17 protein-coding genes are annotated in these 21,173 nt (G+C 70.6%); 3 read left to right on the top strand and 14 right to left on the bottom strand.

What is annotated here, in order from left to right:
* The 4 genes from ACWGI8_RS17115 to ACWGI8_RS17100 form a co-directional block, all read right to left on the bottom strand.
* Positions 1–3,518: Rne/Rng family ribonuclease (locus ACWGI8_RS17115; protein WP_453661697.1), on the bottom strand; the 3,518-nt coding region annotated here is incomplete at its 3' end.
* The gene (locus ACWGI8_RS17110) at positions 3,502–4,281 is read right to left on the bottom strand and encodes a TIGR03936 family radical SAM-associated protein (RefSeq protein ID WP_453661695.1); all 780 of its coding nucleotides are present in this window, start codon (positions 4,279–4,281) and stop codon (positions 3,502–3,504) included. The genes ACWGI8_RS17115 and ACWGI8_RS17110, both read right to left, overlap by 17 nt.
* A gap of 123 nt (positions 4,282–4,404) precedes the next feature.
* Positions 4,405–5,478: a hypothetical protein gene (locus tag ACWGI8_RS17105; RefSeq protein ID WP_453661693.1), complete on the bottom strand. Its 1,074-nt coding sequence runs from the start codon at positions 5,476–5,478 to the stop codon at positions 4,405–4,407.
* A gap of 192 nt (positions 5,479–5,670) precedes the next feature.
* Entirely contained in the window at positions 5,671–6,153 is a 483-nt protein-coding gene (locus ACWGI8_RS17100) for an ArsI/CadI family heavy metal resistance metalloenzyme (RefSeq protein ID WP_453661691.1), read from the bottom strand.
* A gap of 103 nt (positions 6,154–6,256) precedes the next feature.
* Between ACWGI8_RS17100 and ACWGI8_RS17095 the strand changes: the two genes are divergently transcribed.
* From ACWGI8_RS17095 to ACWGI8_RS17085, 3 genes are read left to right on the top strand one after another with little or no spacing between them, the layout of a single operon-like run.
* Positions 6,257–6,640, top strand: a complete 384-nt coding sequence (locus ACWGI8_RS17095) for an ArsR/SmtB family transcription factor (RefSeq protein ID WP_453661690.1) — start codon at positions 6,257–6,259, stop codon at positions 6,638–6,640.
* Positions 6,637–7,383, top strand: coding sequence for an aquaporin (locus ACWGI8_RS17090; protein ID WP_453661688.1), 747 nt, complete (start codon positions 6,637–6,639; stop codon positions 7,381–7,383). Before ACWGI8_RS17095 ends, ACWGI8_RS17090 begins: the two co-directional genes overlap by 4 nt.
* Before the next feature lie 27 nt (positions 7,384–7,410).
* A complete protein-coding gene (locus ACWGI8_RS17085) occupies positions 7,411–7,830 on the top strand; it encodes an arsenate reductase ArsC (protein WP_453661686.1) in 420 nt (139 codons plus the stop codon).
* A 238-nt stretch (positions 7,831–8,068) separates the two neighbouring features.
* On the opposite strand, the gene ACWGI8_RS17080 is transcribed toward ACWGI8_RS17085, so the two are convergent.
* From ACWGI8_RS17080 to folC, 10 genes are all read right to left on the bottom strand, one after another.
* On the bottom strand, positions 8,069–10,024 hold the full coding sequence (locus tag ACWGI8_RS17080) for a TIGR03960 family B12-binding radical SAM protein (RefSeq protein ID WP_453661684.1): 1,956 nt from the start codon (positions 10,022–10,024) through the stop codon (positions 8,069–8,071).
* A gap of 85 nt (positions 10,025–10,109) precedes the next feature.
* Positions 10,110–11,744 (bottom strand): CYTH and CHAD domain-containing protein, encoded by a 1,635-nt coding sequence (locus ACWGI8_RS17075; protein WP_453661682.1) that lies wholly within the window; start codon positions 11,742–11,744, stop codon positions 10,110–10,112.
* An 86-nt stretch (positions 11,745–11,830) separates the two neighbouring features.
* Positions 11,831–13,030, bottom strand: coding sequence for a rod shape-determining protein RodA (gene rodA, locus ACWGI8_RS17070; RefSeq protein WP_453661681.1), 1,200 nt, complete (start codon positions 13,028–13,030; stop codon positions 11,831–11,833).
* Positions 13,031–13,033: 3 nt separating this feature from the next.
* On the bottom strand, positions 13,034–15,208 hold the full coding sequence (gene mrdA, locus ACWGI8_RS17065; protein WP_453661679.1) for a penicillin-binding protein 2: 2,175 nt from the start codon (positions 15,206–15,208) through the stop codon (positions 13,034–13,036).
* A gap of 19 nt (positions 15,209–15,227) precedes the next feature.
* Positions 15,228–15,893, bottom strand: coding sequence for a rod shape-determining protein MreD (mreD, locus tag ACWGI8_RS17060; protein ID WP_453661677.1), 666 nt, complete (start codon positions 15,891–15,893; stop codon positions 15,228–15,230).
* An 18-nt stretch (positions 15,894–15,911) separates the two neighbouring features.
* Positions 15,912–16,943 carry a rod shape-determining protein MreC gene (gene mreC / locus ACWGI8_RS17055; protein WP_453661675.1) on the bottom strand — a complete coding sequence of 344 codons (1,032 nt, stop codon included), beginning with the start codon at positions 16,941–16,943 and terminating at the stop codon, positions 15,912–15,914.
* A gap of 143 nt (positions 16,944–17,086) precedes the next feature.
* Positions 17,087–18,106: a rod shape-determining protein gene (locus ACWGI8_RS17050; RefSeq protein WP_453661673.1), complete on the bottom strand. Its 1,020-nt coding sequence runs from the start codon at positions 18,104–18,106 to the stop codon at positions 17,087–17,089.
* A 300-nt stretch (positions 18,107–18,406) separates the two neighbouring features.
* Positions 18,407–18,817 carry a nucleoside-diphosphate kinase gene (gene ndk / locus ACWGI8_RS17045; RefSeq protein WP_453661672.1) on the bottom strand — a complete coding sequence of 137 codons (411 nt, stop codon included), beginning with the start codon at positions 18,815–18,817 and terminating at the stop codon, positions 18,407–18,409.
* Between the two features lie 119 nt (positions 18,818–18,936).
* Positions 18,937–19,281: a DUF4233 domain-containing protein gene (locus ACWGI8_RS17040; protein ID WP_453661671.1), complete on the bottom strand. Its 345-nt coding sequence runs from the start codon at positions 19,279–19,281 to the stop codon at positions 18,937–18,939.
* Between the two features lie 5 nt (positions 19,282–19,286).
* Entirely contained in the window at positions 19,287–20,816 is a 1,530-nt protein-coding gene (folC, locus tag ACWGI8_RS17035; RefSeq protein ID WP_453661670.1) for a bifunctional tetrahydrofolate synthase/dihydrofolate synthase, read from the bottom strand.
* Between the last annotated feature and the right edge of the window lie 357 nt (positions 20,817–21,173).

Below are 21,173 nucleotides of genomic sequence, written 5' to 3'. Positions count from 1 at the left end.
GTCTTACGGGCCGCCTTCTTGGCCGGAGCGGCCTCCTCGGCGTCGACCGCGGCCTCCGCCGACTCCACCTCGGGCTCCGCCTGGGGCGAAGCGGCGACCACGACGACCGCGGCCTCCTCGGCGCCGGACGGCGAGCCCGCGGGAGCGGTGACCTTGCGGGTCACCCGACGGCGCGCACGCGGCGGTGCGGCCACGGCCTCGGTCTCGGCCTCCTCCACGGCGGCCGGGGCCTCGGCCACAGGGGCCTCGGTCTCGAGCACCGCGGGCGCCTCGGCCACGATCTCGACGGGGGCCTCGGTCCCCTTCGGCGAACCGGCCGGGGCCGTCGCCTTACGGGTGGCCCGGCGGCGGGTACGACCCGTGGGGGCCGCCTCCTCCGCGACCGGCTGAGCCTCGGCCGGCCGGCCCGGCTCGGCGGCGGGGGCCGGGGCGGCCTCCTGCACCGGCTCGACCTCCTGCACCGGCTCTGCCTGCTTCGGCGCACCCGCCGGGGCGGTCGCCTTGCGGGTCGCCCGACGGCGGCCACGGCGGCCGACAGCGGCCTCGGCCTCCGCGACGCTGCTGTACAGCTCCTCGTCCGGCGCAAAGGCCGGCTCGGGCAGCGCGGTCGGCGCCGCGGCCTCCGCCGCGACCTCGGCCTCGGTCTCCGCCTCCTCGACGGGGGCCTCGACCGCCACCTCGTGCTCGTGCTCGTGGACGTGCTCGGCGCCACCGCGGCCGCGCTTCTTGCCGCGCTTGCCGCCGCCCCCGCCACCGACGGTGGCCGGCTGCTCCATGTGCACGATCACGCCACGGCCGTTGCAGTGGACGCAGGTCTCGGAGAACGACTCCAGCAGACCCTGGCCGACCCGCTTACGGGTCATCTGGACCAGGCCGAGCGAGGTGACCTCGGCGACCTGGTGCTTCGTACGGTCCCGGCCCAGGCACTCGAGCAGTCGCCGCAGCACCAGGTCCCGGTTGGACTCCAGCACCATGTCGATGAAGTCGATGACGACGATGCCGCCCAGGTCGCGCAGCCGCAGCTGGCGCACGATCTCCTCGGCCGCCTCCAGGTTGTTCCTGGTGACGGTCTCCTCGAGGTTGCCGCCCTGGCCGGTGAACTTGCCGGTGTTGACGTCGACCACGACCATCGCCTCGGTCTTGTCGATCACCAGCGAGCCGCCGGACGGCAGCCAGACCTTGCGGTCCAGCGCCTTCATCAGCTGCTCGTCGATCCGGTACGTCGCGAAGACGTCGCCCTCGGAGGTCCAGCGGTTCAGCCGCTCCGCCAGGTCGGGCGCCACGTGCGAGACGTAGCCGTGGATGGTCTCCCACGCCTCGTCACCGCTGACGATGACCTTCGAGAAGTCCTCGTTGAAGATGTCGCGCACGACGCGGACGGTCATGTCCGGCTCGCCGTACAGAAGGGAAGGCGCATTCGAGCTGCCGCCGCTCTTCGCCTTTTTCTGGATCTCCTCCCACTGCGCCTGCAGCCGCTCGACATCGCGGCTCAGCTCGTCCTCGCTGGCGCCCTCCGCGGCGGTACGGACGATGACGCCCGCGTCCTCGGGGACGATCTTCTTGAGGATGGTCTTCAGACGGGCACGCTCGGTGTCGGGCAGCTTGCGGCTGATACCGGTCATCGAGCCCTCGGGCACGTACACCAGGTAGCGGCCGGGCAGCGAGACCTGGCTGGTCAGACGGGCGCCCTTGTGGCCGATCGGGTCCTTCGTCACCTGGACGAGGACGGACTGGCCGGACTTCAGCGCGCTCTCGATACGACGCGGGCCGTTGGCCATGCCCAGCGCCTCGAAGTTGACCTCACCGGCGTACAGGACGGCGTTGCGGCCCTTGCCGATGTCGACGAACGCGGCCTCCATGGACGGCAGTACGTTCTGCACCTTGCCCAGGTAGACGTTGCCGACGTACGAGGTCGACTGCTCCTTGTTGACGTAGTGCTCGACGAGCACGTTGTCCTCGAGGACGCCGATCTGGGTGCGGTCGCCGTTCTGCCGGACGACCATCACGCGCTCGACGGCCTCGCGGCGCGCGAGGAACTCCGCCTCGGTGATGATCGGCACGCGGCGGCGGCCCTGCTCGCGGCCCTCGCGGCGGCGCTGCTTCTTCGCCTCCAGACGGGTCGAGCCCTTGATGGACTGCACCTCGTCGGACGGCTCGGCGGCCTTCTCCCGCGCGGGACGCGGCTCACGGATCTTGACGACCGTACGCTCCGGCTCGTCCGCGCCCGGCTCGGTCTCGGCGGCCTCGCCGGTACGGCGGCGGCGACGACGGCGGCGACGGCTGCTGCTGGTGCCCGGCGCGGACGGCGTGCCGGCCTCGGCCTCCTCGTAGCCGTCCTCCTCGGACTCCTCCTCGGCCCGCTCCGCCTCTTCGGCGGCCTCGGCCTCGCGCTCCTCCGCGGACTCCTCGGCCTCGGCGGCCTCGCCACGGCGGCGACGGCGGCCACCGCGGCGGCGACGGCGCGAAGGACGGTCCTCGTACTCCTCGCCCTCCTCGCCCTCGGCGGCCTCAGCGGCCTCCTCGCCCTCGACGACGGCCTCGGCCTCCGGCTCCTCCGCCTCGACGGCCTCCACGGCCTCCACGGCCTCGGCGGGCTCGCCACGGCGGCGACGGCGACGGCGCGAGGGGGCCTCGGCGACCGGGGCGGGCTCGACGGCCTCTTCCTCCTCCTCCACCTCGGCGGCCTCGGCGGCGGCCGCGGCAGCGGCGGTCTCCGGGGTCTGGAACATCGGCTCGGTGAAGACCGGCGGCTGGAACACGGCCACGGCGGGCCGGGTGGCACGACGGGCCCGGGAGGGCTTCTCGGCCTGCTCCGGCTCGGCGGTGAACTCGGGCACCGCGGCCCGGCGCCGGGTGCGGCCGCGCGTCGCGGCACGCTCGGCGGCCTCGACCTCGGCCTCGCCGGCCGCGATCTGCGCCACGGTGTCCGCGGGCAGGCCCTCGCCCGCCGCGGTCTCGTCCTCCTGGGCCTCCTGCGGAGCCCCGGCGGGCGCGGTCGCCTTACGGGTCGCGCGGCGGCGGGTACGCGGCGCGGGCTCCTCAACGGCGGTCGGCTCCGCGGCCACCTCCGCGGCAGCGGCGGGCACCTCCGTGGCCGGTATACCGGCGGCGACCGACGCGGTCACGTCCGTGACCGTCTCCACCGCGGCCGGCGGGCCCGCGGGGCGGGACGCCGCACGGCGACGGCGGCGCGGCGGCAGCGTGTCGCTCGGTGTGTTGTTCTCTTGGTTGTCCCCGGCCGTACCGGGGTCCTTCGGCTCGAGCATGCGGGCGGTTCTCCCGTCACGCTCCCGGGCGCCGCGCCTCGATCCGGTCCGGTGGCGCGTCCCGCGTGATGTCCGCGGGGCCTCCGTCCGGGGCGCGGGCGCCTCACGGGAGCTGTATGTCTGGCTCGCCGGTTCCGTACGCGATATACGCACGGCCTGGCGAAAGTCTCCTGGTCTGTGCGCTGCCCGACCCAGGTGGCTCCCGAGTACGAGGGCGGCGCTTCGACGACCGCCCCTACGCGGAACCGGCACCTTCCGGCGCCGTCGCGGCGAGTCCGGCGGCCGTGGGTGGGGCGGCCGTGACTGCCTCGCGGTCGGGCGCGAGCGGGTCGGTCACCGTGCCGGACTCCTCGTCGAAGAGCCCCTGCGCCAGCCTGGTCACCGCTGCGGGGACCGGCGGCGCCAGGTCGGCCACAGCTTGGAGACCGGACAGGACGTCGTCGGGTCGTACGGCGGGTGTCACGTGCCGAACAACCAGCCGCAGTATCGCACAGGGCTCCTCCCCGGGCCTATCAGGCTGTGGACGAGCCGCCCGGAGACCGGCCACGGCACCGCGCGCGTCGAAGGTCCGCATGCCGTTCTTCGTCCGGCGCTGGACCTCCACGGTCTCGGCGGCGAGGAAGGCCTCGACGGCCTTCTCCGCGTCCTCGACCGCGACTCCGTCGAGCCGCAGCTCCCAGACGGACGCGGTCAGCCGGTCCGCCAGACCCGACGTACGCGCCTCGACCGCGTCCGTGATGTCGAGCCCGGCCGGGAGCGACTCGTCGAGCAGCACCCGCAGGCTCTCCGGGTCCCGGGCCTCGGTGAGCGCGATCTCCAGGTACTCGGCCTCGGAGCCGGTGCCGGTGGGCGCGGCGTTCGCGTACGACACCTTCGGGTGCGGGGTGAAGCCCGCCGAGTACGCCATCGGCACCTCGGCGCGCCGCAGCGCACGCTCGAAAGCGCGCTGGAAGTCGCGGTGGCTGGTGAACCGGAGGCGGCCGCGCTTGGTGTAGCGCAGTCGGATGCGCTGCACCGCGGGTGCGGGCGGCGGGCCTTCGGGCTGTCGCTTGCCCAGTGGTTCTTCTCCTCGGTGCGGGGCGGGCGCGGTGGCGCGCCGCCCTCATGGCCTGCGCTGCCCCCTGGGGGCCCGCCCGGCTCACCCCCGCTTGTGCAGGGAGATCTCGGGTCCGGGCGCCACGCCAGGGACAGTCGGTACGTGTTGCGTACCTCCCAGGTTACGCGCCCGGGCCCCTGCCGGTTCCACGGCCTCGGGCTCACGCGGGCCGCCGACCAGTGCCCGCCAGGCGTCCCGGCGGGCCTGCCGCACGGTCTCGCGGGCGGAGGCGAGCGCACCTCGCACGGCCCGTCCGGCCTCGACCGCGGCGCGCCTGGCGGGCGCCCAGAGCTGATCGCGGACGAAGTGTCCGACAGGTGTGCAGACGTTCCGGTAGAACCAGGCCACCGGGCGCCCCAGCAGGTTCCAGCCCAGCCACTTGAGGGCGCGCCCGACGGCCCGTGAGACGTACCCGGCGACGCGCCAGGCGACCGCGAACGCGCCGGCGATCTCGCGGCCGACGACCGCGAGGGCACGCCCGAGGGCGGCGAAGGCGCGGCCGACCGGGGTGAGGATCCAGCGGTACACGAAGACGGCGGGCGCGACGACCAGGATGCCGGTCAGCCATACGACGGCGGTCCACAGGCCACGGGCGACCGGGGTGAGCACATGCGCGTACAGCCATGCCAGGCCATGCCCCAACGGGGTCAGCAGCCACCGGTACAGCGCGGTCCACGGCCAGACGAAGACCGCCCACACCAGCCATCCGATGCCGCGGCCCAGCGGAGCGAGCAGCCGGGCGTACAGCCAGGCCAGGGTCCGGGCCAGGCCCTGACCGACCGGAGTCAGGACGGCGCGGTACAGCCAGGCCAGCGGAGCCGCGATGCCGTAGCTGACGACCGGCACGATCACGTACCGCCACAGTGCCACCCAGGGCCAGTAGAAGACGGCCTTGAACAGCCACCACGCTCCCGTGGCGACCGCCGTGGCGACCCAGGCGATCGCCCGGCCGACCGGGGCGAGCACCGTCTCGTACAACCAGTCCAGCGCGCGGCCGAGCGGGCGCAGCAGCACGCGGTCGAGCGCCTTCGCGCAGACGACGAGTACGTCCCACACCATGCGTACGGGCACGACGACGAGCAGCACCACGATCCGCACCGGGATCCTGATGGCCACCGTCAGACAGCCTTCAGGCTGCTGGGGCCGCTGCTGTCGCTTGTCCAAGTCCATGATCGGGAAGACGCGACGGCGCGGCCCGAGGGTTCCCTCCGGGCCGGGCCGTCGCAGGAGCGTTACGTGACGACCGCCCCGTACCAGCTTGCTCGGCGTGCTGTCGCGCGCTGTCGCGTGCCGTGCAGCGGCGCCGGCTCACTGCCCGCAGCTGCATCCGGCCGCGGTCTTCGCCTCTGCCAGGAGCTGGGTCTCGTCCTGGCCGCCGGCGCAGCAGGCCTGCGAGCTGTCCTGGCTGCTCTTGCCGAGGTTGTCGGCGTCGGCCTTGACGGCGTAGACCTCCCAGGGCTCCTTGCCGGGGCCCGTGACCCAGACCTTGTCCTGGAGGGCGTAGCAGCACGAGGTGTCGTTCTCCTCGAGGGTCGCCAGTCCGGCCTCCTTGAGCCGGCCGGTGGCCGCAGTGACCTGGTCGGTGGTCTCCACCTCCACGCCGAGATGGTCCAGGCGCGTGTCCTCGCCCGCCTCGCCTTCGATCAGGACGAGCTTGAGCGGGGGCTCGACCACCGCGAAGTTCGCGTATCCCGGGCGGCGCTTGGCGGGCTCGACGCCGAAGAGCCTGGAGTAGAAGGTCACAGAGCCTTCGAGGTCACTGACACGCAGGGCGAGCTGAACACGGGACATGGCGGTCTCCCTCACTTCTCGATCAACACTGCTTCGATAGTCATCGATTCAGCCAGGTAAGACCGAGGTTGCCACTCGGATAGATGACTGTCAACATAGACGCATGTCGAAATCAGAGTTGCCGGTCATCGGCCAGGACGATCCGGCGGTGTGCTGCTCGCCGATGGTGCGTGAACCGCTCGGGGAAGAGGCCGCCGTCGATCTGGCCCGTATGTTCAAGGCCCTGTCGGACCCGGTCCGTCTGCGCCTGCTGTCCTTGATCGCCTCGTACGAGGGTGGCGAGGCGTGTGTCTGTGACCTGACCGGCCCGTTCGACGTGTCCCAGCCGACGATCTCCCACCATCTGAAGGTGCTGCGGGAAGCCGGCCTCGTGGGCTCCGAGCGGCGCGGCACCTGGGTCTACTACTGGGTCCTGCCCGCCGCGCTCGCCCGGTTGTCGTCGCTCCTGACGCCGGCCGACTCGGTACCGGACGGAGCGGCCAGGTGACGGTGACCGCTTCCCTGGGGCGTCGCGCCGCCGCAGAACTGGTGGGTACGGCCGCCCTGGTGGCGATCGTGGTCGGCTCGGGAATCCAGGCCACCGAGCTCACGCGCGATGTCGGCGTGCAGTTGCTCGCCAACTCGCTCGCGACCGTCTTCGGTCTCGGCGTGCTCATCGCTCTGTTCGGCCCGGTTTCCGGCGCCCACTTCAACCCGGTCGTCACGCTGGCCGCCTGGTGGACCGGACGTCGTACCGAGGACGGGCTGAGCCTGCGCACGGCCGCGGCCTACGTGCCTGCGCAGATCACCGGCGGTACAGGCGGCGCGGTCCTCGCGGACGCGATGTTCGCCGAACCCCTGATCCGGTTCTCCACGCACGACCGGTCCGCCGGCCACCTGTGGCTGGGCGAGGTCGTCGCCACGGCGGGCCTGATCCTGCTCGTCCTCGGACTGGCGAGGACCGGTCAGCAGCGCATCGGCCCGGTCGTGGTCGCCTCCTACATCGGTGCGGCGTACTGGTTCACCTCGTCCACCAGCTTTGCCAATCCGGCGGTGACCATCGCCCGTGCCTTCTCCGACACCTTCGCCGGGATCGCCCCGGCCTCCGTGCCGCCGTTCATCGCCGCTCAACTCGTCGGTGCTGTCGCCGGTATCGCCCTGGTCGCCGTCCTGTTCGGCCGCACGCTGCCGGCATCGGACGCCGTGACTGTCTCCCCTGGTGGGCCCGAACTCGCCACCGCTGACCGCTGATCCGCTCACCTCGCCCAAGGAGATCCCGTGAGCACTGCAGAAACCCCGTCCGTGCTGTTCGTCTGCGTCCACAACGCGGGCCGCTCCCAGATGGCCGCTGCCTTCCTCGCCCACCTCGGCGGCGACCGGGTCGAAGTCCGCTCGGCGGGCTCCGCACCCGCCGACTCCGTGAACCCGGCCGTGGTCCAGGTCATGCGCGAAGCGGGCATCGACATCTCCGCCGAGACCCCCAAGGTCCTGACCACCGATGCCGTGCAGGCCTCGGACGTCGTCATCACCATGGGCTGCGGCGACGCCTGCCCCTACTTCCCCGGCAAGCGCTACCTCGACTGGAAGCTCGACGACCCGGCCGGCCAAGGCGTGGGCGCTGTCCGCCCTATCCGCGACGAGATCGAACAGCGCATCCGCGGCCTACTGGCCGAGCTCGGCATCGAGGCGCGTGCATAACAACCCTGGTGCGTATCTCGGGCCGTGCTGAAGCGCAAGGACTGACTGTCGGTCCATGCGCCGTTGACCAGCTCATCCGCTCGGCAGAGGTCGTCACACTCCGTACGTGCGGCACCCAAGCTGTGCCGGAGCCGAAACTCGCGAACAGAACCAAGGACTCACACCACCAGGCGCGAACGAGCCCCTCCCCACCAGGGAAGGGGCTTCAGTCCTCACCCGACCGAGTGCCTCGCTCACATCAGTGTGCGTGGCCGCTCGGCGCCGGTGCGGCGTTCTTGACCGTCAGAGGCAGCAGCTTCTTCCCCGTCGGGCCGATTTGGATGGACGTATCCATCTGCGGGCAGACACCGCAGTCGAAGCACGGCGTCCAGCGGCAGTCCTCGACCTCGGTCTCGTCGAGCGAGTCCTGCCAGTCCTCCCAGAGCCAGTCCTTGTCGAGACCGGAGTCCAGGTGGTCCCAGGGCAGGACCTCCTCGTACGTACGCTCACGCGTCGTGTACCAGTCGACATCGACGCCGAACTCGGGCAGCGCCTTCTCCGCGCACTCCATCCAGCGGTCGTACGAGAAGTGCTCACGCCAGCCGTCGAAGCGGCCGCCGTCGTCGTAGACGGCGCGGATGACGGCGCCGATGCGGCGGTCGCCGCGCGAGAGCAGGCCCTCGACGATGCCGGGCTTGCCGTCGTGGTAGCGGAAGCCGATGGAGCGGCCGTACTTCTTGTCGCCGCGGATCTTGTCGCGGAGCTTCTCCAGGCGGGCGTCGGTCTCCTCGGCGGAGAGCTGCGGGGCCCACTGGAACGGGGTGTGCGGCTTGGGCACGAAACCGCCGATGGACACCGTGCAGCGGATGTCGTTCTGCCCGGAGACCTTACGGCCCTCGGCGATGACCTTGACCGCCATGTCGCCGATCTGCAGCACGTCCTCGTCGGTCTCCGTCGGCAGACCGCACATGAAGTACAGCTTCACCTGACGCCAGCCGTTGCCGTACGCCGTGGAGACGGTCCGGATCAGGTCCTCCTCCGAGACCATCTTGTTGATGACCTTGCGCATGCGCTCGGAGCCGCCCTCGGGGGCGAAGGTGAGACCGGACCGGCGGCCGTTGCGGGTCAGCTCGTTGGCCAGGTCGACATTGAACGCGTCGACACGGGTGGACGGGAGGGACAGACCGATCTTGTCCTCCTCGTACCGGTCCGCGAGGCCCTTGGCGATGTCGCCGATCTCGCTGTGGTCCGCGGAGGACAGCGACAGCAGGCCGACCTCCTCGAAGCCGGTCGCCTTGAGACCCTTCTCGACCATGTCGCCGATGCCGGTGATGCTTCGCTCCCGCACGGGGCGCGTGATCATGCCGGCCTGGCAGAAGCGGCAGCCGCGGGTGCAGCCGCGGAAGATCTCGACGGACATCCGCTCGTGGACGGTCTCGGCGAGCGGGACGAGGGGCTGCTTCGGGTACGGCCACTCGTCGAGGTCCATGACGGTGTGCTTGGACACCCGCCACGGCACGCCCGACTTGTTCGGCACGACACGGCCGATGCGGCCGTCCGGCAGGTACTCGACGTCGTAGAAGCCCGGGACGTAGACCCCGCCGGTCTTCGCGAGGCGGAACAGCAGCTCCTCGCGGCCCCCGGGGCGGTCCTCGGCCTTCCAGGCCCGGATGATCTCGGTGATCTCCAGGACGGCCTGCTCGCCGTCGCCGATCACCGCGCAGTCGATGAAGTCCGCGATCGGCTCGGGGTTGAAGGCCGCGTGGCCGCCCGCGAGCACGATCGGGTCGTCGACGGTGCGGTCCTTGGCCTCCAGCGGGATGCCCGCGAGATCGAGGGCCGTCAGCATGTTGGTGTAGCCGAGCTCGGTGGAGAAGCTCAGGCCGAGGACGTCGAACGCCTTCACGGGGCGGTGGCTGTCCACGGTGAACTGCGGCACGCCGTGCTCGCGCATCAGCGCTTCGAGGTCCGGCCAGACGCTGTACGTGCGCTCGGCGAGCACACCCTCGCGCTCGTTCAGTACCTCATAGAGGATCATGACGCCCTGGTTGGGCAGACCGACCTCGTACGCGTCCGGGTACATGAGCGCCCAGCGGACGTCGCACTCGTCCCACGGCTTGACGGTGGAGTTCAGCTCACCGCCCACATACTGGATGGGCTTCTGCACATGCGGGAGCAGAGCTTCGAGCTGTGGGAAGACCGACTCGGCAGACATCTGGAACCTTCGTGGGCTGGCAGAGGGACTCTCAAGCGTAACCCGATCGGCAGTGGCCCCCGGCACGCCTGCCCGCCGCGGAAGGTCAGTGCGCCAGCGCCGCGCGCAGCCCGGGCCGGGACGCCTCGTCCCATACGCCGGGGAGTTCGCGCTCCCGGTCGGCGGCCGACGCCTGTTCCTGGCCGAAGAGAAGTCCCCAGGTGAACGCCGATTCGCCGGCCGCGTGGGCCTGGATCGCGAGGTGCCGGAGGGTGTCGCGGGCAACGACGCTGTCCTGGTGATCGCCGAGGACGGTCTGGACGGCCTTCATGCGCTTGGCGAACTTCCGGGCGGGCTTGCCGAGGGCGGGGGTCGCCGCCTCCGCGGCGTACCGGGCGCGCTTGGCGGCCTTGCGGGCGTCGTGCATGGCGAGATCGCGGTCGTGGCCGGCCGGGAGGCCGAGCGCGTGCCCGACGCGCCCCGCGAGGCGCAGATAGTCCTTGATCACGGCCTTGGGCAGGGCGACGCCGGGCTTCGCGGTGGCGGCGTCCAGGAGCGGCGGCTCGTCGAGCAGCGCGTCGAGGGCGTCCAGGAGGGCGAGGTAGCGCTCGGTGTCGAGTACGGCGACGGAACGGTGCCGCGCCTCCTCGCGGTTCGCGGTCCCCCAGATCCGCAGCCTCGCCCGGACCGGTCCGAGCACCAGCGTCCCCGGCAGCCCGTCGATCCGCCCATGCAGCCGCTCGGCGAGCACTTCCTGGTCCCGCGCGGCCCCCAGCTCACCGGCCAGCCACTTGAGCTCGTCGCCGAACGGGTCGGTGACACCGCGGTCGATGATCTTCCGGTACGTCTTGAAGGCGCTGCGCATGCGGCGGGTGGCGACGCGCATCTGGTGGACCGCGTCGGGCAGATCGCGCCGCACGGCCGGGTCGAGCGCCACGATCGCGTCCCGCTGCTCCCGCAGATAGGCGAGGACGAACTCCCCGGCGTCCTTGGGGCCGAGCCGCGCCCCGCGGTCCCTGACGGCCTTGGCGGCCTTGGCGGCCTTGGCCTTCTTGTCCGGCCGCGCCTGGGCGTCGGCGTCGCGCGGCGCTGCGGCGGCCTCGGCTTCGGCTTCGGCTTCGGCTTCGGCTTCGGCGGAGCCGGGCGCCGTTTCCTCCAGCGCCCGCGCCAGCTTCGACGTGGCGGACGACGGCAGGACGCCCGCCTTGCGGAGCCGCTTCCCGACCGCGTCCAGCAGCGCGGGGTCGGCGTCGTCGGCCAGTTCGACCTCGATCTCGGTCCAGGACGTCGCGCCGCCGCCCTCGGTGCGGCGTTCCGCACGCACGGAGTCGACGGACAGCTCGGCGAGGAGTTCACCCTGGTCGTCGATCAGGTGGCGGACGTCCCTGGAGGAGCGCAGCCGGACGACGGGAGCGAGCTCGGCGTCGCGCGTGCGCGAGCGGACCAGGCCCGCAAGCGTGCGGGGCAGCGTGTCGGCGAGGGGTTCACGGATCTCGTCACGGATGCCGGCGGAGACGGGGAACTTCAGGTGCCAGCCCTCGTCACCGCCACCCGCACGCCGTCGCAGCGTGATCCCGTCGGCGGCGAGGCGCAGCTCCGGGGTGTCGTAGTAGACGGCGTCGAGATCCGTCACGCCCTGGTCGACGACGGCCTTCACCCCGGCCACACCGGTCAGGTCCGGTAGCTCGGTCCCGGCACTGGCTTCGTACTTGCGCTCGACTTCTCGCTTCGTGTCCGCCATGAACAAAATCTAGTCGCCATGGCGCCTCCGCGTCAGCTCGAACCGAGCAGTTGTCGGTCCGGGGCGTGTTGCATCGGACAGCACACCTAGGCCGACATCGGCCGCTGCACCTTGATCGACTGGAGCAGCCCGACCGCCACCCACACCGCGAACATGGACGAGCCGCCGTAGGACACGAACGGCAGTGGAAGCCCGGCCACCGGCATGATGCCGAGGGTCATGCCGATGTTCTCGAAGGACTGGAACGCGAACCAGGCGATGATCCCGGCGGCGACGATCGTGCCGTACAGCTCGGTCGTCTCGCGGGCGATCCGGCAGGCCCGCCACAGCACCAGACCGAGAAGGAAGAGGATGAGGCCCGCTCCTACGAAGCCCAGCTCCTCACCGGCGACGGTGAAGACGAAGTCGGTCTGCTGTTCCGGCACGAACTGGCCGGTGGTCTGGGATCCCTTGAAGAGACCGGTGCCGAGCAGTCCGCCGGAGCCGATCGCGATCCGCGCCTGGTTGGTGTTGTAGCCGACGCCGGCCGGGTCGAGCTCCGGGTTGGCGAACGCGGCGAAGCGGTTGATCTGGTACTCGTCGAGCAGTCCGAGGGTGGTGACCAGCACCGCGCCACCGACACCCGCCCCGATCAGGCCGAGGACCCAGCGGTTGGAGGCACCGGAGGCGAGCAGCACACCCAGCACGATCACCACCATCACCATGACCGAGCCGAGGTCCGGCATCAGCATGACGATCGCCATGGGGACGGCCGCCAGGCCGAGGGACTTGGCGACGGTGCGATGGTCGGGGTGGACCTGATCACCCGCGTCGACCTGGCCTGCCAGCATCATCGCCATGCCCAGAATGATCGTGATCTTCACGAACTCCGAGGGCTGCAGCGAGAATCCGCCGCCGACCACGATCCACGCGTGCGCGCCGTTGATGGTCGCGCCGAGCGGTGTGAGCACCAGCAGCACCAGCACCACGGAGATGCCGTACAGCACCGGTACGGCGCCCCGCAGCGTGCGGTGCCCGAGCCAGATCGTGCCGACCATCAGGGTGAAACCGATGCCCGTGTTGAGGACGTGGCGGAAGAGGAAGTAGTACGGATCGCCGTGGTTGAGCTCGGTGCGGTTGCGGGTCGCGGACCACACCAGAAGCGAGCCGATGAACGACAGTGCGATCGCCGCGCCCAGCATCGGCCAGTCCAGCCGGCGCACCATCGAATCGCGGGCGAAGAGCTTCGACAGCGCGCCGCGCTCGGGGGCGTACCGCGAGACGGAGAAGCCATGGGTTCCTGCCATGTCTCAGTCCCTCCGTCCCGTTGCCGCGGGCGGGCCCGCGAGCACCTTCTCGCCCTCCGGCTCCGGCTTCACCGGAACGTACGGCGTGATCCTCGGCGCGTCGATCGAGCCGTCGGGCTGGATCTTCGGCAGCGCCTTCTGCGGCTCGGGCAGCAGGGCCTTCTTGAGGTCCTGGTTGCCTTCCATGTCCAGGCCGTAGAGCGCGTTGTAGATGTTGCGCACGGCGGGGCCGGACGCGCCGGAGCCCGTACCACCCTGGGAGATCGTCATGACGATCGAGTACTCCTTGGTGTACGTGGCGAACCAGGAGGTCGTCTGCTTGCCGTGGACCTCCGCCGTTCCGGTCTTGGCGTGCATCGGGATCTTGTCCTGCGGCCAGCCGCCGAACCGCCAGGCGGCCGTACCGCGGGTCGCGACTCCCGCGAGGGCTTCGTCCATCAACTCGCGCGTCTGGGCGGTCATCGGCAGCTTGCCGTGGGACTTCGGCTTGATCTCGCGGACACTCTTGCCGTCCGGGCTGACCACCGCCTTGCCGACGGTCGGGTTGTAGAGCGTGCCGCCGTTGGAGATCGCCCCGTAGATGGTGGCCATCTGGATCGGGGTGACGAGCGTGTCGCCCTGGCCGATCGAGTAGTTGACCGAGTCACCGGCGCGCATGAGATTGCCTTCGAGGCAGTTCTCGTAGGAGAGCTGCTGGATGTAGCTGCCCCCCTTCTTGCCGGTCTTGCACCAGTAGTCCTTGTTCGCCTCCCAGAACTTCTGCTTCCAGCGGCGGTCCGGGATCCGGCCGGTGACCTCGTTGGGCAGGTCGATGCCGGTTTCGGCGCCGAGGCCGAACTGGTGGGCGGTCTTGTAGAACCAGTCCGCCGGGTTCTTCTTCGGCTTGATGCCGCCGTCCTTCAACCACTGCTGGTGGGAGAGGGCGTAGTAGACGGTGTCGCAGGAGACTTCGAGGGCCTGGCCGAGGGTGATGCTGCCGTGGCCCTGGGACTCGAAGTTCTTGAAGACCTGGTTGCCGATCGAGTACGAGCTCGGGCACGGGTAACGGCCCTTGAAGTCGTACCCGGCGTTGACCGCGGCGGTGGTGGGGACGACCTTGAAGATCGAGCCGGGGGCGGCCTGCCCCTGAATGGCCCGGTTCAGCAGGGGGAAGTTGGACTTCTTGCCGGTGAGCCTGGCGTAGTCCTTGGCGGAGATGCCACCGACCCAGGCGTTGGGGTCGTAGTGGGGCAGCGATGCCATCGCCACCACGCGGCCGGTCTTCGACTCCATGACGACGACGGCGCCCGAGTCCGCCTTGTAGTTCTCGTTGGTGTTGTCGTCGAAGACCTTGCGGGCTTCCTTCATCGCGTTGTTGAGCTCCCACTCGGCGACCGCCTGGACGCGGGCGTCGATGGAGGTGACGACGTTCGCGCCGGGCTCGGCCTCGTCCGCCTTGGCCTGCCCGATGACGCGGCCGAGGTTGTCGACCTCGTAGCGGGTGACGCCGGCCTTGCCCCGCAGTTCCCTGTCGTACGTGCGCTCAAGTCCCGAGCGGCCGACCTGGTCGGACCGGAGGTACGGCGAGTCGGTGTCCTTGGCCTTCTCGATCTCCTCGTCGGTGACGGGCGAGAGATAGCCGAGGACCTGCGCGGTGTTCGACTTGCCGGGCGCCGGGTAGCGGCGTACGGCGGTGGGCTCGGCGGTGATGCCGGGGAAGTCCTCGGCACGCTCGCGGATCTGCAGGGCCTGCTGGGTGGTGGCCTCGTCGGTGACCGGGATCGGCTGGTACGGGGAGCCGTTCCAGCAGGGCTGCGGGGTCTTGGAGTCGCAGAGCCGGACCTTGTCCATGACCTCCTTCGGCTTCATGCCGAGGACGGCCGCGAGCCGGGTGAGGACGCCTTCGCCGTCGTCCTTCATCTTCATCAGCTCGGTACGGGACGCGGAGACGACGAGGCGGGTCTCGTTGTCGGCGAGCGGGACGCCCCGGGCGTCCAGGATGGCGCCGCGGACGGCGGGCTGGACGACCTGCTGGACGTGGTTGTTCTTCGCCTCGTTCGTGTACTCGTCGCCGTTGCGGATCTGCAGGTACCAAAGGCGCCCGCCGAGCGTCGCCAGGAGGGAGAAGACCAGGACCTGGATGACGATGAGCCGGATCTGGACGCGGGGGGTCCGCCCGGTCTCGGGAATGTTGCTCACGCTGCCGATACCCCCTCGGTCACAGTCGCTTGACTCCCCTGATGCGGCCGGCGCGGGTCGCCCGGGTCCTGGCCGCCTTGATCCGCAGTCCGCTGCGCTGGCGGCCGATGCGCAGGCCGGTGCCGGACGAGGCCCAGCCGCTGGAGACATCGCCGCCGCCGGACTGGTTGTCGGCGAGCGGATCGTTCTCGGCGCGTCTCGCCAACGCCATGATCAGCGGCACGGTGAACGGCGCGAGCAGCAGGTCGTACACGGCGGCGGTGAACAGCAGCGAGCCCAGGCCGACATGGCGGGCGGCGGTGTCACCGACCAGCGCGCCGACGCCCGCGTACAGCAGCGTCGAGCCGATCGCGGCGGCGACGACGACGGCCATCGGACCGGTGGCCGAGGTGAGTCGGCCGTTCTCGGGCCGGGCGAGTCCGGCGAGGTAGCCGATGAGGCACAGCACCAGGGCATAGCGGCCCGCGGCGTGGTCGGCGGGCGGGGCGAGGTCGGCGAGCAGCCCCGCGCCGAAGCCGATGAGGGCGCCGCTGGTGTGCCCGTACACGAGGGCGAGAGCGAGGACGACGAGCAGCAGCAGATCGGGGACGGCCCCGGGGAGCTGGAGGCGGGAGAGGACGGTTACCTGGACGACGAGTGCGACCACGACGAGCGTGGTGGAGAGCAGCATCCGGTTGAAGCGCATGGTGTTCAGCTCCTCCTGCTACTCGTCGTCGCGGCCGGTGACGGCGTTGGTGCTGTCGACCAGGGGGTCGCTCCGGCGCTGGTCCTGGCTCTGGCCCTGGGTCAGTGCCTGGTCCCCGCTCGGTGCCTGGCCCTCGCCGTTCGCCGACGGGGTGACGGTCACGGTCACCGTGGGCGTCGGGACCGGCTTCGGCTTCGCGGGCAGGACCGCGTCACGCGGGTCCGTCCGGGGCGCCTGCACGACGACTCCGACGATGTCCAGCTTGGTGAATCCGGCGTACGGGCGGACGTAGATGGTCCGCGTGAGGTCACCGCCGGAGGGGTCGACGCGGACGACCTCCCCGACCGGGACACCGGGCACGAACGGCTTGTCGGCCTGCGAGCCGAAGGTGACCAGCCGGTCGCCCTTCCTGACCTTGGCCTTGCCGTTGAGGAGCTGTACCGACAGCGGCCGGTCGCCCTGTCCGGTGGCGAAGCCCAGCTCGTCGGTGCGCTCCATGCGCGTACCGACCGTGAAGTCCGGGTCGTTGGCGAGGAGAACGGTCGCGGTGTCCGGGCCGACGGTGGTGACCCGGCCGACCAGCCCGTCACCGTTGAGCACGGTCATGTCGCGGAGGATGCCGTCCCTGGAACCGGCGTCGATCGTCACCGTCCAGGAGAAGCCCTGGGCTGCTCCTATCGCGATGACCTCGGCGGCCTTGATGCCGTACTGCCCGTTGGCCGCCTTCTTCAGCATGCTGTCGAGCTGACGGACCCGGCTGCGGTTGCGGTCGTCGCTGCCGAGCCGCGCCTTGAGGGCCGCGTTCTCCCGCTCCAGCACGGCGATCCGGTCGTGGCGCTCCCCCGAGTCCCGGACCGCTCCTATGGCGTTGCCGATCGGATCGACGGCGGCCGCGACGCCGTTCTCGACCGGTCCGAAAACAGCGGCGGCGGCCTGCCGGGCGCCGTCGACCGGTGACTCCTCGCCGCCGCGGATGTCCACCGTGATCAGTGCGAACGCGATGGCGATCAGCAGGACCAGGAGCAGCCGGCTCTCTTTCGTGTCCCTCACGTGCGGCGGCCGTGCCTTCCTCGTCGGAATGTGTATGCCGTTGTGCTCTGCGGTGTTGCTCGATTGGTGGTGCTTTATGCCGTTGTGTCAACGATCCGCCGTACGGGTCGGTTGACGCCCGTACGGCGGAGAGTGGCCCTCCGCTAGCGGCGCGGCTGGGCGTCCAGCACCTGCTGGAGCGCCTCGAATTCCTCGACGCACTTGCCCGAGCCGAGCGCAACCGAGTCCAGCGGGTCCTCGGCGATGTGGATGGGCATACCGGTCTCGTGGCGCAGTCGCTCATCGAGGCCGCGCAGCAGCGCGCCGCCCCCGGTGAGGACGATGCCGCGGTCCATGACATCGCCGGAGAGCTCCGGCGGGCACTTGTCGAGCGTGGTCTTCACCGCGTCGACGATCGCGTTGACCGGCTCCTCGATGGCCTTGCGGACCTCGGCGGCGGAGATGACCACGGTCTTCGGGAGGCCGGAGACCAGGTCACGGCCGCGGATCTCGGTGTGCTCCTCCTTGTCGAGGTCGTACGCCGAGCCGATGGTGATCTTGATGCTCTCGGCGGTCCGCTCACCGAGGAGGAGGCTGTACTCCTTCTTGATGTGCTGGATGATCGCGTTGTCCAGCTCGTCGCCGGCGACCCGGATGGACTGTGCCGTGACGATTCCGCCGAGGGAGATGACGGCGACCTCGGTGGTGCCGCCGCCGATGTCCACCACCATGTTGCCGGTGGCCTCGTGGACCGGCAGACCCGCCCCGATGGCCGCCGCCATGGGCTCCTCGATGATGTGCACCTGGCGGGCGCCGGCCTGGGTCGAGGCCTCGATGACCGCACGCCGCTCAACGCCGGTGATACCCGACGGCACACAGACGACGATGCGCGGGCGGGCCGCCCAGCGGCGCTTGTGGATCTTGAGGATGAAGTAGCGGAGCATCCGCTCGGTGATCTCGAAGTCGGCGATCACACCGTCCTTCAGCGGACGGACCGCCACGATGTTGCCGGGCGTGCGGCCGATCATCTTCTTGGCTTCGGAGCCCACCGCGAGGATGCCGCCGGTGTTCGTGTTGATGGCGACGACCGACGGCTCGTTGAGGACGATCCCACGCCCCCTGACGTACACCAGCGTGTTGGCGGTCCCGAGGTCGACAGCCATGTCACGGCCGATGAACGACATTGAGTTCCCCTTGTGTCCCATGAGGATGCGTCGGGCCTTCCCAAATCGAGCTGTGATGGCTTTTCAGGTAGGCGAGGAGGGTGATGTACGGGTGCTGTGGCGTGGAGCTTCCATCGTAGTGCCGCCTGCACCGACACCGCGCGCTGGCCCGCCTCAATAAGGGTGACGACCAGTCGGAGCGATGCGTTCCCGCTATCGCGGTTCGTATGCCGAAGGGCGACCGAATTTCCTTCGGTCGCCCCAGGCTATGGGCGCTGTATGGCTGACAGACAATCAGGAAGAATCCGCGAAGGGAAGTCTTCAGACTGCCGGGAAGAACAGCTTGAGCTCGCGCTCGGCGGACTCCTCGGAGTCCGAGGCGTGAATGAGGTTCTCCCGGACGATCGTGCCGTAGTCGCCACGGATGGAGCCGGGGGCGGCGGCGATCGGGTCGGTCGGGCCGGCGAGCTGGCGCACGCCCTCGATGACACGCTCACCCTCGACGACGAGAGCGACGACGGGACCCGACAGCATGAACTCGACGAGCGGCTCGTAGAACGGCCGGCCGACGTGCTCGGCGTAGTGCTGCTCCAGAGTCTCGCGGTCGAGCCGGCGCAGCTCCAGCGCGGTGATCTGCCAGCCGGCCTTCGCCTCGATACGGCCGATGATCTCGCCGATCAGACCACGCCTGATCGTGTCCGGCTTGAGGAGGACGAGGGTGCGCTGGGTCATGATGTACGGCTCCTTGCAGGCAACGTGTGCGGTGAGGTGAGGCTACAGGGGTGTGCCCGAACGGCGGCACCCGGACCGGGGCCGGCCGGATGCCGCCCCACGGCGTCGGACAGGCCCGGCTACTGGGGCTGTGCCTGCTGCGCAGCCCATCTCGCCTTCGCTTCGTCGGCCTTGCGACCGTAGTGGACCGAGGCCCACCACAGACCCGCGAAGACCGCACCGAGGAAGAACATCGTGGGGACCACGAAACCGCTCGCGATCAGGCCGATCTGCAGGGCCCAGCCGAGCTGCACCCCGCCGGGGCGGGTGATCATCCCGCACAGCAGCAGTGACAGCACCATCGCGACACCGCTGACCGCCCAGACCGTGGCAACGGACAGATCCGGGTCCTTCATGGCCACCAGACCGGCGAAGCCGATCACGAAGAACTCGCCGATCAGAGTGGACGCACAGAGCGTACGCATGGGATTCAGCCCCTCCCCAGCAGCAGCCGGGCCTCGCCGACCGTGATCACGGAGCCGGTCACCAGGACGCCCGCGCCCGCGTACTCCGCCTCCTCCTCGGCGAGCGTGACCGCCGCCTCCAGCGCGTCGTCGCGCCGCGGCTCGACGACCACCCGCTCGTCGCCGAAGACCTCCACGGCGACCGCGGCCAGCTCATCGGCGTCCATCGCGCGATGGCTGGAGTTCTGCGTGACGACGATCTCCGTGAAGATGGGTTCGAACGCCTCCAGGAGCGCCTTCACGTCCTTGTCGTCGCTCGTACCGACGACACCGATGAGCCGGGAGAACCCGAAGGCCTCCGTGATGCCGTCGGCGGCCGCCCGCGCCCCCGCCGGATTGTGCGCGGCGTCCAGGACGACCGTCGGGCTGCGGCGCACGACTTCCAGCCGGCCCGGCGAGACGACGGACGCGAACGCGGAACGCACCGTCTCCACGTCGAGCGTGCGCGCATGCTGCGCGCCGATACCGAAGAACGCCTCGACCGCGGCCAGCGCCACCGCCGCGTTGTGCGCCTGGTGGGCGCCGTACAGCGGGAGGAAGATCTCCTCGTACTCCCCGCCGAGCCCGCGCAGGGTCAGCAGCTGGCCGCCGACCGCGACCTCACGGGAGACGACACCGAACTCCATGCCCTCACGAGCCACCGTCGCATCGACCTCGACGGCCTTCTTCAGCATCACCTGCGCGGCGTCCACCGGCTGCTGCGCCAGGATCACCGTCGCGCCCTGCTTGATGACACCGGCCTTCTCACCGGCGATCTCGGCCGTGGTGGAGCCGAGCCGGTCGGTGTGGTCCAGATCGATCGGGGTGACCACGGCGACCGATCCGTCGATGACGTTCGTCGCGTCCCAGCTGCCGCCCATGCCGACCTCGACGACGGCCACGTCCACGGGAGCGTCGGCGAACGCGGCATACGCCATGCCCGTGAGCACCTCGAAGAAGGAGAGCCGGAACTCCTGGGCCGAGTCCACCATCTCCACGTACGGCTTGATGTCGTGGTAGGTCGCGATGAAACGCTCGGCCTCGATCGGGGCGCCGTCCAGGCTGATCCGCTCGATGATCGACTGCACGTGCGGCGATGTGTACCGCCCTGTGCGCAGCTCGAAGCCGCCGAGCAGCGCCTCGATCATGCGGGCCGTGGACGTCTTGCCGTTGGTGCCCGTGATGTGGATCGAGGGATACGCACGCTGCGGCTCGCCCAGGACGTCCATCAGCGCGGAGATCCGGCTGACCGACGGCTCCAGCTTCGTCTCGCCCCAGCGGGAGGCGAGCTCCTGCTCGACCTCGCGCAGCGCCTTGTCCACCTCCGGGTCGGCGGGCCGCGAGGGCACCTGCTCACCCCGGCGCGATCCGGCCTGCGTGCGCAGCGTGCGGCTCCCGGCCTCGATCACCGCCAGGTCGGGGTCGCGGTCGGTCTCGGCGTCGACGATCGCGTCGAACTCGTCCGCCTCGTCACGCTCGTCGGCATCGTCAAAAGGATCGGGCTGCTGCTCACTCACGCTGCCAGTCTACGGAGGCCCACCGACACAACCGCCGAGGCCCGGCCCATGCGCACCAGGGCCCGTCTTCCGGAACCGCCGGAGCCCCGCGAGCCCCGGAGAGACAGGCCCCTGGAGCCCGCCGGGAGCAGCGCCCGTACGCGGTACGAGCCCTGAGGAGCATCAGCGCCGAGCAGCTGAGCCCGGTCAAGGCATCGACAGCACGCGGCGACACCGCCCAGCGGCCCGCATACCGCCGGCCCGCCGCGACGGCGCGGCGCAGCGCAAGGGTGGCGGGCGTGTACGGCACCTCCTCCGTCATCCAGGGTCCGCGGAGCCGCGCACGCGTATGCCGAGGCCCCCGGAGCCGGGTGGCTC

The sequence above is a fragment of the Streptomyces sp. NPDC054841 genome (assembly GCF_053611045.1).
This window is presented reverse-complemented; position numbering and strand designations above follow the sequence as displayed.

What these genes read in the sequence shown, in the direction of transcription:
- ACWGI8_RS17050 (WP_453661673.1), bottom strand. Translation starts at nt 18,106, where the DNA reads ATGTCGTTCATCGGCCGTGACATGGCTGTCGACCTCGGGACCGCCAAC.
- mreD (WP_453661677.1), bottom strand. Translation starts at nt 15,893, where the DNA reads ATGCGCTTCAACCGGATGCTGCTCTCCACCACGCTCGTCGTGGTCGCA.
- ACWGI8_RS17080 (WP_453661684.1), bottom strand. Translation starts at nt 10,024, where the DNA reads ATGTCTGCCGAGTCGGTCTTCCCACAGCTCGAAGCTCTGCTCCCGCAT.
- ACWGI8_RS17095 (WP_453661690.1), top strand. Translation starts at nt 6,257, where the DNA reads ATGTCGAAATCAGAGTTGCCGGTCATCGGCCAGGACGATCCGGCGGTG.
- rodA (WP_453661681.1), bottom strand. Translation starts at nt 13,030, where the DNA reads ATGGCAGGAACCCATGGCTTCTCCGTCTCGCGGTACGCCCCCGAGCGC.
- ACWGI8_RS17075 (WP_453661682.1), bottom strand. Translation starts at nt 11,744, where the DNA reads ATGGCGGACACGAAGCGAGAAGTCGAGCGCAAGTACGAAGCCAGTGCC.
- ndk (WP_453661672.1), bottom strand. Translation starts at nt 18,817, where the DNA reads ATGACCCAGCGCACCCTCGTCCTCCTCAAGCCGGACACGATCAGGCGT.
- ACWGI8_RS17100 (WP_453661691.1), bottom strand. Translation starts at nt 6,153, where the DNA reads ATGTCCCGTGTTCAGCTCGCCCTGCGTGTCAGTGACCTCGAAGGCTCT.
- ACWGI8_RS17040 (WP_453661671.1), bottom strand. Translation starts at nt 19,281, where the DNA reads ATGCGTACGCTCTGTGCGTCCACTCTGATCGGCGAGTTCTTCGTGATC.